This is a genomic window from Neobacillus drentensis, from assembly GCF_036962125.1.
Taxonomy (GTDB): Bacteria; Bacillota; Bacilli; order Bacillales; family Cytobacillaceae; genus Neobacillus; species Neobacillus drentensis_B.
The window spans coordinates 439,347-454,157 of the sequence record NZ_JBALOA010000014.1 but is presented as its reverse complement, the minus strand read 5'-3'; the positions used below and the strand labels follow the sequence as shown (position 1 = coordinate 454,157).

Here is a 14,811-nt window from a genome sequence, read left to right as displayed (position 1 = left end):
GCTTCTCTTATTCCTTTTCAGCAAGCTCTGCTAGATAGGACCAGCGCTCGATTAAATACTCCAGTCTTTCATTTAATTCCGTTTCCTGCTTCATTAAATCCTGCGCCAAAGTAAAATCACTACCTGTTTTCGCCATTTCGGAACCTATTTCTTCGAGACGGGTTTCAGTCGTCTCAATATCTGCATCAATTGATTCCCATTCTTTTTTCTCAGCATAGGTCATTCTTTTCTTTTTTTCTTTTTCAATTGGTTTACTTGGCTTTATCGTTATAGTAACAGCAGCCCTTTGAGCCTCAATAGCCGACTGTTTTTCAAGAAACTCAGTATAATTACCATAGAAAGAATCTATGGAACCTTCTCCTTCTAGCACAAGAAGTACCTCAGCCACTTTATCTAAAAAGTAGCGGTCATGGGATACCGTAATCACCACTCCTGGAAACTCCTCTAAATAATCTTCAAGAACGGTCAGTGTCTGTGTATCAAGATCATTAGTGGGTTCATCTAACAATAGAACATTCGGTGCAGTCATTAAAATTTTCAATAAGTATAAACGGCGCTTTTCACCGCCTGACAGCTTACGAATTGGTGTCCCGTGTGTAAATGGCGGAAATAGGAACCGTTCAAGCATTTGTGCTGCAGAGATTGTTTTACCGTCAGATGTTTCAACAACCTCCGCCGTCTCTTTAATGTATTCAATCATCCGCTTATTTTCATCCATATCTTCGCTCTCCTGAGTATAATAAGCGATCTTCACAGTTTGCCCCATGATGAAATCACCCTCATCAAGCGGGATTTGTTTGGCGAGGATGTTTAACAAAGTTGATTTCCCTGTCCCATTTTTCCCGATAATTCCAATTCGATCGCCAGGCTTCACTAGCAGGTCAAAGTGATCCAGGATGGTTTTTGATCCGAATCGCTTGGAAGCATCCTTCAGTTCGAAAACCTGTTTACCAAGCCGGCTGCCATTTAAAGTGATATCAAGCTTTTCTGAGGAGGATTTGCCACTTGTAACCTTATCATCGAGTTCTTCAAAGCGTTGAATCCTTGCCTTTTGTTTGGTTGTTCTTGCTTTTGCACCGCGTCTAATCCACTCAAGCTCTCTCCTGAAAAGATTTTTTCTTTTTTCAAAGGTTGCAGCTTCATTTTCCTCCCGAATTGCTTTTGCTTCTAAGAAGGCGGCATAATTTCCTTTATAGCTGTATATCTGCCCCCCATCTAGTTCAAACATTCGATTGGCCACGCGATCGAGAAAGTAACGGTCATGAGTGACAAGCAAAATGGAACCGCTATATCTACTTAAATAATCTTCCAGCCACTTGACAGAATCAAAGTCGAGATGGTTGGTTGGTTCGTCTAAAATTAGTAAATCAGGCTCGGCAATCAAAACTTGGGCTAAAGCTACTCGCTTTTTCTGCCCACCCGACATCTCACCGATTTTTTTAGTAAAATCTTCGATACCCAATTTCATTAAGATTGACTTTGCATTTGTACTTGCATCCCAAGCATTTAGTGCATCCATTTCTTTTTGCAGTCGAAAAAGGTCATCCTGGACCTTTGTATCATTTGGGGAAACATTAAGTTCTAATAGAGTTTTCTCATAGGCACGCATTAATTTTAATATTGGTGCATCACCATGAAAGACTTGTTCAAGGACTGTTTTGTCCCCATCTAATTCAGGCTGCTGGTTTAAAAAACTGATGGAATAGTCTTTGCTAGTGATGATTTTCCCTTCATCTGGGGTGTCCAGACCGGCAATGATTTTTAATAAGGACGATTTCCCAGTCCCATTAATTCCAATTAACCCTACACGTTCTTTTTCACCAATAGTAAAAGAAATAGAGTTAAAAAGCTGTTTTTCCCCATATGTTTTTGAAAGATTTTCAATCGTGAGCATTTTCATACTTGTCCATCCCATTCTTGATAAAATTGTTCTAAAAAGGTTACCATCATTTGCTGACGGTTTTCAGCCATTTTTTGAGCAGTTTCTGTGTTTAGCAGGTCTTTTAGTTTCAACAGTTTTTCATAAAAATGATGAATGCTTGTTGATTTACCCTTCCGATACTCCTCAACAGTCATTTCCTGTCTTACCGCGATGCTTGGATCGTAGATGGATTGCCCCTTTTTCCCTCCATAGGCGAAAGCCCTCGCTATTCCAATGGCACCAATCGCATCTAGGCGGTCAGCATCCTGAACAATTTCTGCTTCAATTGTTAATAGTATGGTATTTTGGCCACCCTTAAAGGAAATCGTTGCGATAATTTGCTTTATATGTTTTTTATCCTCATCAGTAAGCGGAATGGTTCGTAAAAAGTTTTCTAGTTTTTCTTCCCCTTTTTCACTGCTTTCGTTAAGCTTTTCATCTGATATGTCATGGAGAAGAGCGGCCATTTCAATAATAAACGGATCTCCTGCCTTTTCTTCCTTGCAAATATGTAGGGCATTTCTTCTGACTCGATCAACATGAAACCAATCATGACCGGTGGCATCTTCCCCTAATTCGTTACGGACAAACACTTCTGTTTGTTCAATTATATGTTTTTTCATTTCTGTTCAACACCCACTTTCACCCTTGCTATTTTAACATGAAAAAACAACAAAAAATAACCCCGAGCACTCGGGATTATTTTTTGTTGGCTTGACGTCCACTTTTTTTCTGACTTTGCGACTTGCTATTACCAATTTGAAACTCGCTGCCGAGTTCGATATCGTTTCTTTTGTCTTGTTTTTCAATTTGCTCTCTCGTTTGATTTGCGTTTTGTCTACCTTGCTTACTAATAGTGCATCACCCTTTCAGTTAAAATTCACATGCAATTTTAGTATGCTCCATTCGGCAAAAGTTATTTTAAGCCATTATGCCAGCTAATGCCGAGTGTGTTTTCACCGGCATGGACTCCGATTACCGCTCCCAAAGGACAACAAATAATTTCTAAATGCGGAAATTCATTTCTTAATTCATCCTTCCAATTTGCAGCAGTTTCCTCATGTAAACCATATAAAATATATACTTCTTTAAAGTGATGCTGCTCGTAGGATAAGCGTAAATAGTCCAATATTTTTTCTTTCGCCTTTTTCTCACTTCTGGCTTTCTCTTTTACTCTCAAGGCCCCGTCTATGATAGAAATAATCGGTTTAACATTAAGCATGCTGCCGAGAAAGAATTTTAAACCTGACATTCTGCCGCTTCGGTGGAGCTGCTCTAAGCTACCGACAAGCACATACGTCTCGTTTGTTTTCTTAAGCGTTTCCATTTGGTCGATTACTGATTCAAGACTAGCACCGCCTTCTAGTAAGGCCATTCCCTCTTTAAGCAATGCCGTCATCGGATAAGTAAGGATATTAGAATCAAACGTGGTTACCGGAATATCAACAAATTTTGCTGCCTGCTCGCTAGAGGATACCGTGCCACTTAACTTTCCGGATAAAAGCACTGCAACAATCTGATCATAATCTTTTGCCAGCTGTTCATATAAAAGCTGAAATGCACCGATCGAAGGCTGTGATGTTTTTGGAGGATTTTTTAGTTGCTTTAATCTTTCGAATAATTGCGCTGAGGTTAAGTCAATCCCATCAGAGTATTCTTCCCCATCCAGTAAAATTGTTAGAGGAATGGAATATAGATCTGGATGATTCCTTAATTCTTCGTCTAAATAGGCCGTACTATCTGTGACCCATGCCGTTTTGATCAACTTCATCTCCCCTTTTTTAATTTGAACAAGTATGTAGTGTAATCGTACATAAAAAATTGAATATTGTAAATATTTTAAAACAGGTAACAAAACCAGCCCTCACTTTTTAAAGAGCTGGTTTTGATTCTTTACTTACTAAAAGTCTTAGTTAGCTTTTGAAGTGTAGTGATGATAAACTCTATCATTTCTACTAAATCATCCATTTGGTCTTCTCGAATCAAACGATCAAATTCCACCCTTATGGTAAGAGTATGCGTTGGATCCACTTTAAGGGGATCATAGAGTACACTTTGAGTTATTTTTCTATTCGGCCCCCAAATATCCATTAGCATCGTATTTATTGCGGTATAGTCCGGATCTAATTCTTGACTGTCAATTAGATATTGCAGACTCAGCTCACATCCTGTTTTCTGCTCAGATTGAACGGCAGGTAAAAGCTCCGCCGCTAAATTGGCAAGACTTGATTTCAGTTCAACTTTTGCAGAAACCTGCTTTTTTTCAGATAAATGGAACGAAATATCAAATCTCCGCGACATCTTAGCCAAGTTAATAGAATCATTTCGATCCTTAATGACAATCTCTCCACTTAAATCCAGATCATATAAAGCGCCTTCCACTACTACTTTCATATTGTCGAAGGCTGTTGGATCAAACATGTATGTTCTACGCTCCTCTTAGAATAGCCCAACGGCATTTCCGGTTTCATCGACATCCATATTTAAGGCTGCCGGTTTTTTCGGAAGTCCTGGCATTGTCATGACATCTCCTGTTAAAGCAACCAGGAAGCCGGCACCAATTGAAGGTTTAAATTCCCTAACTGTCACTGTGAAACCTAAAGGCCTGCCTAACTTAGACGGGTCATCAGACAGAGAATACTGCGACTTCGCCATACAAACCGCTAAATTGGACCAACCAAATTTTTCAAAATCAATTAATTGTTTTTTGGCTTTCGATGAGAATTCTACATCGTTTCCACCATAAACCTTTTGAACAATCGTCTTAACCTTCTTCTCAATCGAATCAGATAAGTCATATAAAGGCTTAAAATGGTTCTCATCCTTGTCAATTACAGCTAATAGTGTATTAGCTAACTCAATACCGCCTGCTCCACCTTTTTCCCATACTTCGGTTAGGGCAACTGGAACATTTTCTCTTTGACACCAGTCAAGTAATGTTTTTACTTCAAGATCAGTATCGGTGATAAATTTATTAATTGCCACCACCACAGGTAAACCAAAGCTTTGGATGGTCTCAATATGTTTTTTTAGATTGGCAAAACCCAGGGTTAGTGATGGAATATTTTCCTTGGCTAACTCACTTTTCGCTACTCCGCCATGCATTTTCAGAGCCCGAATGGTCGCCACAATGACAACCGCCTCTGGTTTAATACCTGCGCTTCTTGATTTAATATGTAAAAATTTCTCGGCCCCCAAATCGGCACCAAAGCCAGCTTCAGTAATCACATAATCAGCTAATTTAGCTGCTGTTGTTGTCGCAATCACGCTATTACAGCCATGTGCGATATTGGCGAACGGACCGCCATGGATTAGTGCTGGTGTATGTTCAATGGTTTGGACAAGATTCGGTTTTACCGCATCCTTTAGTAAAAGCGTCAAAGCACCTTCAACACCTAAGTCACCAACTGTTACTGGTTCTTTATTAATATTATAAGCAACGACCATCCGTGATAATCGTAATTTTAAATCTTTTAAGTCCGTTGCTAAGCAGAGCACCGCCATAATTTCCGATGCTACTGTGATATCAAAACCATCTTCTCTTGGTACCCCCTGAAGTGGACCGCCAAGACCGATAATCACTTTTCTTAAGGCTCGGTCATTTAAATCTAATGCTCTTTTCCAGACAATTCTCCGTTGATCAATATTTAGTTCGTTACCTTGTTGTAGATGATTATCGATTAATGCTGCGAGGGCATTATTTGCAGTAGTAATCGCATGAATATCTCCAGTAAAGTGAAGGTTTATATCCTCCATTGGCAGGACTTGGGAATACCCGCCGCCAGTCGCGCCGCCTTTAATTCCCATAGTTGGTCCTAAAGATGGCTCCCTTATGGCAATCATTGTTTTTTTACCAATTCGATTGAAAGCATCTGCCAGCCCTACAGTTACAGTCGATTTTCCTTCACCTGCTGGTGTTGGATTTATAGAAGTGACAAGGATAATTTTTCCATTATCCTTCGTTTTAAGCTTAGCCAGAGCTTCATTGGAGATTTTCGCTTTGTATTTACCAAAGAGCTCCAATTCATCCTCTTCCAAACCAATTTTTTCGGCGATTTCAACAATTGGCTTCATCTTTGATTCTTGAGCAATTTCAATGTCTGATTTCACTGTTGTTTTCAATACCACCTTTATCCCCCGCATTCAGCAAATAGATTTTGACCTACAAATCTATTGTACCAAATAAGCGTTTTCATTCCGATAACTAATTTTAAACAAATTAATACCTTTGCTGAATTACCTATAATGTTTATAATATAATTATAAATATTTTAAATATTCATTGACTTAACATAGTAAGTAGTTGTAATAATGGATGGAATGTATTATTTAAATATTGCCTAATTTAACCTAATAAAGGGGATGGTCACTTGCCAATTAATATTCCAAAACTCCTTCCAGCAAGGGAAATTCTTGAAACAGAGAATATTTTCATTATGGACAATGAACGTGCGACGGCCCAGGATATTAGACCTCTGAATATCCTTATTTTAAATTTAATGCCTGAAAAAGAGAAAGCAGAAACGCAGCTTTTACGATTATTGGGGAACTCCCCACTTCAAGTGAATGTAAATTTTTTAAAAACCAATTCTTATGAATCGACTCATACAAGTAAACAGCATCTTGAACAGTTTTACACTACTTTTTCACAAGTGAAAAACTTGAAGTTTGACGGAATGATCATTACTGGTGCTCCTGTTGAACTGTTAGAATTCGAACAGGTGAAATATTGGTCGGAGTTGACAGAAATTATGGATTGGGCCAATGAAAATGTCACTTCAACACTACATATTTGCTGGGGATCACAGGCTGCACTTTATTATCATTACGGGATTGGAAAATTTGAATTGCAAAGAAAATGCTCCGGCATTTATGCCCATCAGGTTTTCGAACAAAATGATATCTTGCTGCGTGGTTTTGACGATCAGTTTTATGCTCCCCATTCCCGATATACTGATGTATCCATTGAAGCTATTAAAAAGAATCCAGCATTAAAATTATTGGCTGCTTCTGAGGAGGCAGGGGCCTTATTAATTGCTTCACAGGATAGAAAGCATGTGATGATAACCGGTCATTTAGAATATGAATCAGATTCCCTCGCACAGGAATACGAAAGGGATGTGAATAAGGGTCTTGAGATCCATATACCTGAGAACTACTTTCCAAATAATGACCCCACCCAGCCGCCAATAAATCGCTGGCGCTCCCACGGTCACTTATTCTTTTCAAACTGGTTGAATTACTATGTCTACCAAGAGACTCCTTTTTTTTGGGGGTAAAACAGAGCATCGGGTAAGATCCCGATGCTTTTTTGTTTATTATTTTATAAAATAGATAGAATATAGGAAATGTAAGGAATTTATTTATTACATATAAGAGAGGAGAATCTTCATGGAATCGATTGTCGGACTTCACCGGAATTACTTTGGAGAAATTATCAATTTTGTTACCTCTGAGGGACGGATTATCTCCTATCGAAAGGCAGTGCAAGAGGCGGAACGTGGACTGCTTCAAGGAGTTCAGGCTATTCCTGTAGAACATGAGGGACTGTCTTTACTTCCAGAGGGCAACGACTCCTTTGATCAATTCCCAAATTTATATTAAAGCACCTAGCAATTCTGCCAGGTGCTTCATTTTTATTCACTTTCATTTTGTTTTTGTATTTCATTTAAGGCATCAATCCGCCTTTGGTCTTCTTCAAAAAATTGAACTAGATCACCAATTCGATCGATAGAATCCCAACTTAAATGGTGCTCAATTCCTTCGACATCGTTATATATATTTTCATTTTTCACACCGATGATTTTGAGGAACTGTTCGAGCAAATCGTGTCTAAAGACGAGTCGTTTCCCAATCTTCTTACCCTTTGTTGTTAAAACAAGGCCTCTATATTTTTCATAAACTAGGTATTCATCTTTATCAAGCTTTTGCACCATTTTGGTTACTGAGGAGGGATGTACAGACAGCGCTTCGGCAATATCCGAGACCCGAGCGTATCCTTTTTCTTCAATCAATATATATATTTGTTCAATATAATCTTCCATACTAGGTGTTGGCATCCCATACCCTCCAAAAAAATTACTCAACTAAAAGTTTACTATAGAAGAAAATAAGTGACAAGGCACTTTATCACTTATCTAAATGGCAACTTCATTAATTTAAAGCAGTTTCTGTAAATAAAAATTTAACCTTTTTATCTGTTTCATCTATAAAGAGGCGTGCATTAAAGGTTTTTTCTTTATTTACAAATCCTTCAATCAGCTCAGTTTTCCCTTCTGTCAGGAGCAGTTTCAAATTCTTTTGGGTTATGTTTTTCCCTAATATTTTCTTGGATATGGTAAAATCACAATGATTTTTCTGGTAATTGGAACAACCGTAAAAGCTGCCCTTGTCAACAACTGACCCCTCACATTTTTTACATGGCCCCAGTTTGGTATAGGACTGCTTTCTTCCCTTTTGCTTCCCTGGTGAAAAATTTTCGCGCATTTCATCTGAAAATGTCCAACTTTCTGCTTGGCCAAGACTTGACGCAATTAAGTGAATGACCATCTTTTTCGTTTGCTCCATAAAATGTTTAGGTGCCGCTGACCCTTGTGATATTTCCTTTAACTTCTGTTCCCATTTTGCCGTCATTTCAGGGGAAGCTAAGATTTCTTTACCGATTGCCTCGATCAGTATTTTAGCTTTTGCTGTAGCATAAACTAAATTTTTGTTCACTCCAATGTATAGGCGGTCCTTTAGCATGGTTATAATCCCTGCTCTTGTTGCTTCTGTTCCAAGGCCCTCAGTCTTTGTCAAAATTCTTTCAAGTTCTTTATCATCTATATGCTTTCCAGCCGTTTTCATTAACGTGATTAATTGACCTTCTGTATAACGTTTAGGCGGCTGGGTTTTGCTTTCTTTCACTTCCACTTTTTCTGTCAGTCCCTGCTCACCTTCAGCTAATTTGGGCAATGCAGGCACATCTTCACTTTCTTTTGGATTAAGGACTTTTCGCCAGCCTTCTTCAATTTGTACCTTCCCTTTTGAGATAAACGACGCCCTGCCCTCCACCAGTGTTGTGACAGTCGTATATTCAGCAATTGCTTTATTGTAGTGTGCAGCAATTAAACTAGTAACGACTAAATCATAGATTTTCTTTTCATCTGGTGTAAGCCGATCAATATTCGGGATTTGCTCCGTAGGAATAATTGCATAGTGATCTGTGACCTTCTTTTCATTAACATAGCGTTTATTATCTGAAATCGAAGCAAATGGTAAGGGAAAGAAGCTTTGATAATCTTTTATATGACTTAATTTGTTTAATATCTCTGGAAATGTATTGGCTTCTTCTTTTGTTACGTACCGCGAATCTGAACGAGGATAAGAGACATTTCCTTTTTGATAGAGTTTTTGCATCACATCTAACGTTTTTTTCGGCGAGAACTTAAATCGCTTATTCGCCTCAGCTTGTAGTGCAGACAGATTGTACAAGAGTGGTGGAAGAAATTCTTTTCTTTCTGATTGCACCTCACTGACCTCAGCGGGTTTATCTTTGCAAAAAGCCGCAACTTTTTCAGCTAACTCTTTTGTGTTTACTCTAGTTTCCCCATCATTCTGCCATTTACCTGAATACTTTTTTCCATCTATATTAAAATGCGCTAGAACCTCCCAAAAGGGCTCTGACTTAAAGTTCTCAATTTCTAGTTCTCTTTTAACAATAAGGGCTAAGGTCGGAGTTTGTACTCTGCCAACTGAAAAAACATCAGAGAATCCTTGTTTTTGTAAAAGAAGGCTGTATAGACGTGATGCATTCATACCCACCACCCAGTCGGCGCAAGCCCTTGTGTAGGCCTCAAAAAATAAGCTTCGCGTTTCTTGTTCGTCTAGAAGTTTTTTAAATCCCTCTCTGATGCTATTAGCGGTTAATGAAGATATCCAGAGCCTTTTCATCGGTTTATGACATTTAGTCAACCTGAGGACATTGCGGATTATCAGCTCACCTTCACGCCCCGCATCACCCGCATGAATAATCTCAGTTACCTTAGAATCAGATACCAACTTTTTTATCACTGCAAATTGTTTAGCTTTATCCTTCGTTACCTCATATTCAAACTGTTCAGGAATGATTGGTAAATTATCTAATGACCATTTTTTCCACCCTTGCTGGTATTTTTCAGGGGAAACTAATTGGCAAACATGACCAATTGCCCAGGTTACATAAGCACCCTCTGGAAAAACCTCATTCGGAAAAACTTCAATAAAGCCATTTTGTTTTTTATGTTTAAAGATTGATGCTAAGGTCGAACCTTGATCCGGCTTTTCGGCAATAATTAATTTCATTATGATTGCTCCCTTTTTTACAAGCATCCCGGAATCCATTTTACCCATTAAAACCATTATTCGTAAAGACAAAATAAACGCGGTAATTGTATATACCTGCACAAAATTATGAAAGTGGACGGTCCAGTTGGTATAATCGGCGGTACCGTTCTTCACTGTTCATTAATTGCTGATGCGTACCTTCCATGGCAATCTTCCCATGGTCGAGAAAAATAATCCGATTCATCTTCTCCACTCCGGTCAAATGGTGTGTCACCCAGATAATTGTTTTATCTTGAAGTGTTTCAAAGATTGTTTTCAATAGTTTTATTTCTGTAATTGAATCCAAACCGACAGTAGGTTCGTCCAAGATGACTACTGGAGTATTTTGCAATAATATCCTTGCCAGTGCAATTCTCTGCCGTTCACCTCCAGAGAAACGCTGTCCTGTTTCCTGCATATTTGTTTTATAACCATCTGGTAAAGCTTTAATTAACTGGTCTAATTGAACCAGCTCAGCCACTTGATATACCTCTTCATCGCTTGCATCTGGTCTCCCGAGGCGAATATTATTAAGGACCGATGTATTAAATAGGTATGCCTTTTGATTCAATACGGACATGATTGTTGGGAGAGACCCCTCCAGCTCAGTCGCCAATCTGCCATTTATTCGTACCTCACCACTTGTCGGTAATAGTGCACCTTGAATCAAATTCAAAAGGGTTGATTTACCTGAACCGCTTCTTCCAATAATGGCAACTTTTTCTCCTTGTTCTACTGTTAATGTAATGTCTTGTATAAGTGATTCATTCGGTAGGTATCCAAAGAATAACCTATTAATTTCTAGTGAAACGGGTGCTGTAGGTCGTTTATCATCAAATAACACGGATGCTTTTTTCTCTTGATCATCATTCATTTCCATCTTATTGAGGCGCTTTAATGAATCATTATAGGTTGTTGTTTCGCTTACAGCGCCCGCAATCGGCAAAAACGACTCCACCAAGGAAAATGTGACAAGTGCAAATGCAGCGATTAATGTGGGCGACATTTCGCCGTTGATGGTCAATCCATTTGACCAAGCAATTGTGACGATTACAATGGTGCCAAGGATGATTTGATTAATCGTATCTCTCCAGTTTACAAATGAGTGTTTTTTGGTTTCTAGCGATAACATTTGCTGTTCTTGTTTTTTAATTTGGCGGATAAAGCGATGATGGTGACCACTAAAGATCCAATCGCCAATTCCGAAGACTGCATCTGTTAATTGGTAGTATTGTTTATGTCTTCCCATTTTTAATTTTTCGTTTTGTGCTTTAGTGTAGAAGAATGAAGCGAGCGGACAAACAACTAGGATAAACCCAATCTGGACTGCAAGGACGATGGCAAATGGAAGTGAAAACATCCCTGCACAAATAATAATAATTACATAAATGATAAGGGAGACAATGGAGGGAAACAGAGTTTTTAAATAAAAATCCTGTAACTGTTCAATATCATCTGTAAGGACACTAAGGATGTCACCAGTTCGAAACCGTGATCGAAGGAATAGAGCCTGCGGCTCGATGATTTTATATAACCGTACACGCATTTTTGACAAAATGTTTAATACCAATGAGTGGCCGGTCAGCCTATCCACATAACTTAGGATGGCTCGGCCAATCCCAAATGCCCGTACCCCGACTATTGGAACATACACCATTAATATCGTTTCAGGTTGGGTTGAGGCTTTGGAGATTAGATATCCTGAGGTAAACATTAACCCCGCCCCAAAGAGAATCGTCATTGTCCCAAGTAAACCAGCTAAAAAAAACTGCCAACGATACCGATGTAAATAAGGATAGATCCACTTTTCCTTGCCCATTAGAATCCCTCCTGTTGATCGCTGATCAGGTAATAGTATACTGACTTTCGTTCCATTAATTGTTGATGTGTACCGGTTTCGACAATCCTGCCTTGGTCAAGGACAATGATCTCATCCATGTCCAGCATCCAATGTAAACGATGGGTGGCAAAAAAAACAAGTTTGCCAGCGAATAATTCGAGCAGCGTCTCTTTCATTTCAATTTCCGTCTCTATATCCAAATGAGCAGTTGGTTCATCGAGCATAATTACGGAACGATTTCCTAAAAATGCACGAGCAATTGCAATCCTCTGTTCCTGGCCACCACTTAGGTTACGTCCGCCTTCACCGATAACAGTTGCTAACCCATGAGGAAGTCCCTGAATGACTTCCAGTAAACCCGCTCTGTTAGCAGCAATCTCTACCTCCTCCTCACTAGCCTCAGGATGATAAAAGCGAATATTATTTAGAATTGTATCGTTGAATATATAAGGATGCTGCGGAATATAGGTTACTTGACTTTGCCACGCTGTATAGACAAGTGAAGGAATCCGTTTGTTACTAAGGCAAAATTCACCTGAAGACGGAGTTAAAAACCCACTCAAAACATCGATAAAGGTTGATTTTCCGGCACCGCTTGCCCCTATAATACCAATCTTTTTTGCTCCTGATACTGAAAGATTCATGTCATGCAACCCAGCCTGGTTATTGTCCTCAAACCGAACACTTAAGCCAATTACGGAGAAATCCTTTGTCTCGTCCCAGTTGGGAACGGTCACCTCGGATTGAGGACCAGAGTCTCGCTGCAGTATTTCTTCAGTCTTCTTACCTGCATTTTTCCCATCAAGTGTGGCATGGTAGTCGGCACCTAATTCTCTAATTGGTAGAAAATATTCTGGTGCCAAAATCAAAATAGTTAAAGCAGGCTGTAATTCCATTGTTCCATTAATTAACCCCATTCCCAGAAATACTGCAACTGTAGCAATTGAAAGCATTGTTATAAAGTCAAGGGCAAATGATGATAAAAAAGCTACCTTCAATGTACCAATTGTTGCACGGCGATATTTCTCGCTGACACGAACAATATTGTCGATGTGCTTTTTGCTTAATCCTAAATATTTGAGTGTTTCTATTCCTCTTAAGGAATCTACAAAATGATTGGAAAGGATTTGATAGGATTCGTATTGTTGGTCTGCTTTTGCTTTTGCCGCCAAGCCGAGCAATATCATAAAAATAATTAGGATTGGCAGAGCAATAACTAGAATGACAGCAGAACGGAGATTTTCTGTTGAGATAAACAAACAGACCGCCGCAGGGATGATGGCCATGTTAATAAATTTAATGAAGATAATTTCGAGGTACCGCCGAAATCTTAACACTCCTTCCATGACCAGCGTAACCGTCTGCCCTGATCCCTCTTCGCTTACAAAACGGGGACCAAGTTGAAAAAGCTTTTTCAACAATTCTTCTCGAAGTTGTTTACTTGTGTGTGCAGAAAACTGGAAACTGAGCGTTTTTTTCCAAACCGTCAGCAATTGACGAATGGTGAGTGCCAGTAAAAAAAACGCCAACTTTTTCCTAACCATAAGAAACGAATCTCCCCCAAAAAGCGAGGAGATTGCGTCTGCCAAATAATAAGCTTGGATAATAATCATTACTCCTTGAATAGCCGTTAAAATTACTAGTTTGCTAAGAAGTGGTTTGACTCCCTTGTACAAGAACAAAGCTTTATCCATCAGTATGTTAAATGCTCCTTATCCGTCACCCGTTTCCGGAAAACATAATAACTCCATATAGTATACCCAAGTACAAATGGAAGAATCGTTAAAGCAACAATCGTCATTATTTTCAAGGAATACGGTCCGCTCGATGCATTGTAAACTGTTAGATCAAACGCTTTATTTATCGAGCTAACCATTACCCGCGGGAATAGCCCAGCAAAAATGGCTAACACTGTAAATGCCAAACCAAGCCCTGACATGGTAAAGGCTAAACCTTCTTGTTTTTTGATAATGGAAACGGATGATACTCCATAAGCAAGCACTATTAAAACAACAAGTACTAACTCAGTCACAAGACGGACTTTAAAAATGTCTGTCATCCCCCAAGATAGGGCAACGAAGACGACTAAAGAACCAAGTACCGCTAAAACGACCTTCTTTGCCAAAGCTGCTGCACGTTGTCTAATCTCCCCCACTGTTTTTAAGGTAAGGAAGTTCAGACCATGCAAGAAGCATAATAAAGTGACTGTTAAACCTCCCCAAAGAGAATAGATATTAATAAAATCTGTAAAACTCGCATTCATATTCATATCAGCTTTAATTGGCATGCCCCTTAGCATGCTTGTAAACAAGACACCAAGCAGGAAAGGTGGTAATAGGCTTCCAAAGAAGATGACCCAATCCCACGTATTTGTCCACCTTGGATTATCTACTTTGCGACGGAATTCAAATGACACACCGCGTCCAATTAGGCAGAGTAATACAGCTAACAACGGCAGGTAATAGCCGCTAAACATTGTCGCATACCAATGAGGGAAGGCGGCAAATATAGCGCCTCCACCCGTAAGAAGCCATACTTCATTAGCATCCCAGAAAGGACCAATGGTATTGACCATTATTGTTCGTTCCTTTTGAGAACGGGCGAGCAACCTTGTTGACATGCCTACACCAAAATCAAACCCTTCTAAGAAAAAGAAACCAATAAAGAGGACTGCAATTAGCACAAACCATAATTCACTTAATTCCAT

Annotated in this window: 12 protein-coding genes; 2 read left to right on the top strand and 10 right to left on the bottom strand. The window is 39.2% G+C overall.

The genetic code is table 11. The annotated features are described in order from the left end of the window. Positions 1 to 7: 7 nt before the first annotated feature. The 5 genes from V7121_RS14060 to V7121_RS14040 form a co-directional block, all read right to left on the bottom strand. The gene (locus V7121_RS14060; protein ID WP_335500344.1) at positions 8 to 1,900 is read right to left on the bottom strand and encodes an ABC-F family ATP-binding cassette domain-containing protein; all 1,893 of its coding nucleotides are present in this window, start codon (positions 1,898 to 1,900) and stop codon (positions 8 to 10) included. Continuing rightward, positions 1,897 to 2,544: an HD domain-containing protein gene (locus V7121_RS14055; RefSeq protein WP_335500346.1), complete on the bottom strand. Its 648-nt coding sequence runs from the start codon at positions 2,542 to 2,544 to the stop codon at positions 1,897 to 1,899. Before V7121_RS14055 ends, V7121_RS14060 begins: the two co-directional genes overlap by 4 nt. A 293-nt stretch (positions 2,545 to 2,837) precedes the next feature. Beyond that, the gene (locus V7121_RS14050; protein ID WP_335500348.1) at positions 2,838 to 3,686 is read right to left on the bottom strand and encodes a DegV family protein; all 849 of its coding nucleotides are present in this window, start codon (positions 3,684 to 3,686) and stop codon (positions 2,838 to 2,840) included. Between the two features lie 128 nt (positions 3,687 to 3,814). Further along, complete coding sequence (locus V7121_RS14045; protein WP_335500350.1) at positions 3,815 to 4,342, bottom strand: hypothetical protein; 528 nt, start codon at positions 4,340 to 4,342, stop codon at positions 3,815 to 3,817. An 18-nt stretch (positions 4,343 to 4,360) separates the two neighbouring features. After that, entirely contained in the window at positions 4,361 to 6,064 is a 1,704-nt protein-coding gene (locus V7121_RS14040; RefSeq protein ID WP_420490719.1) for a formate--tetrahydrofolate ligase, read from the bottom strand. Between the two features lie 227 nt (positions 6,065 to 6,291). On the opposite strand from V7121_RS14040, the gene metA reads away from it, so the two are divergent. Then, positions 6,292 to 7,200: a homoserine O-acetyltransferase MetA gene (gene metA, locus V7121_RS14035; protein WP_335500354.1), complete on the top strand. Its 909-nt coding sequence runs from the start codon at positions 6,292 to 6,294 to the stop codon at positions 7,198 to 7,200. A 112-nt stretch (positions 7,201 to 7,312) separates the two neighbouring features. Next, entirely contained in the window at positions 7,313 to 7,525 is a 213-nt protein-coding gene (locus V7121_RS14030; RefSeq protein WP_335500355.1) for a hypothetical protein, read from the top strand. A 32-nt stretch (positions 7,526 to 7,557) separates the two neighbouring features. Here V7121_RS14030 and mntR read toward each other — a convergent pair whose 3' ends face one another. The 5 genes from mntR to cydB all read right to left on the bottom strand — a co-directional run bounded on the left by mntR (position 7,558) and on the right by cydB (position 14,811). Next, positions 7,558 to 7,980, bottom strand: coding sequence for a transcriptional regulator MntR (gene mntR / locus V7121_RS14025; protein ID WP_335500357.1), 423 nt, complete (start codon positions 7,978 to 7,980; stop codon positions 7,558 to 7,560). A 94-nt stretch (positions 7,981 to 8,074) separates the two neighbouring features. Beyond that, positions 8,075 to 10,243 carry a DNA topoisomerase III gene (locus tag V7121_RS14020; protein WP_335500457.1) on the bottom strand — a complete coding sequence of 723 codons (2,169 nt, stop codon included), beginning with the start codon at positions 10,241 to 10,243 and terminating at the stop codon, positions 8,075 to 8,077. Positions 10,244 to 10,349: 106 nt separating this feature from the next. Further along, a complete protein-coding gene (gene cydC, locus V7121_RS14015) occupies positions 10,350 to 12,083 on the bottom strand; it encodes a thiol reductant ABC exporter subunit CydC (RefSeq protein WP_335546871.1) in 1,734 nt (577 codons plus the stop codon). Next, positions 12,083 to 13,798 (bottom strand): thiol reductant ABC exporter subunit CydD, encoded by a 1,716-nt coding sequence (gene cydD, locus V7121_RS14010; protein WP_335546870.1) that lies wholly within the window; start codon positions 13,796 to 13,798, stop codon positions 12,083 to 12,085. The genes cydC and cydD overlap by 1 nt, the downstream gene beginning before the upstream one ends. After that, positions 13,798 to 14,811, bottom strand: a complete 1,014-nt coding sequence (cydB, locus tag V7121_RS14005) for a cytochrome d ubiquinol oxidase subunit II (RefSeq protein WP_335546867.1) — start codon at positions 14,809 to 14,811, stop codon at positions 13,798 to 13,800. Before cydB ends, cydD begins: the two co-directional genes overlap by 1 nt.

Excerpts from the sequence above, each read along its gene's own strand:
- cydB (WP_335546867.1), bottom strand. The coding sequence starts at position 14,811 with ATGGAATTAAGTGAATTATGGTTTGTGCTAATTGCAGTCCTCTTTATT.
- V7121_RS14020 (WP_335500457.1), bottom strand. The coding sequence starts at position 10,243 with ATGAAATTAATTATTGCCGAAAAGCCGGATCAAGGTTCGACCTTAGCA.
- cydC (WP_335546871.1), bottom strand. The coding sequence starts at position 12,083 with ATGGGCAAGGAAAAGTGGATCTATCCTTATTTACATCGGTATCGTTGG.
- V7121_RS14055 (WP_335500346.1), bottom strand. The coding sequence starts at position 2,544 with ATGAAAAAACATATAATTGAACAAACAGAAGTGTTTGTCCGTAACGAA.
- cydD (WP_335546870.1), bottom strand. The coding sequence starts at position 13,798 with ATGGATAAAGCTTTGTTCTTGTACAAGGGAGTCAAACCACTTCTTAGC.
- V7121_RS14040 (WP_420490719.1), bottom strand. The coding sequence starts at position 6,064 with ATGCGGGGGATAAAGGTGGTATTGAAAACAACAGTGAAATCAGACATT.
- mntR (WP_335500357.1), bottom strand. The coding sequence starts at position 7,980 with ATGCCAACACCTAGTATGGAAGATTATATTGAACAAATATATATATTG.
- V7121_RS14060 (WP_335500344.1), bottom strand. The coding sequence starts at position 1,900 with ATGAAAATGCTCACGATTGAAAATCTTTCAAAAACATATGGGGAAAAA.
- V7121_RS14030 (WP_335500355.1), top strand. The coding sequence starts at position 7,313 with ATGGAATCGATTGTCGGACTTCACCGGAATTACTTTGGAGAAATTATC.
- V7121_RS14045 (WP_335500350.1), bottom strand. The coding sequence starts at position 4,342 with ATGTTTGATCCAACAGCCTTCGACAATATGAAAGTAGTAGTGGAAGGC.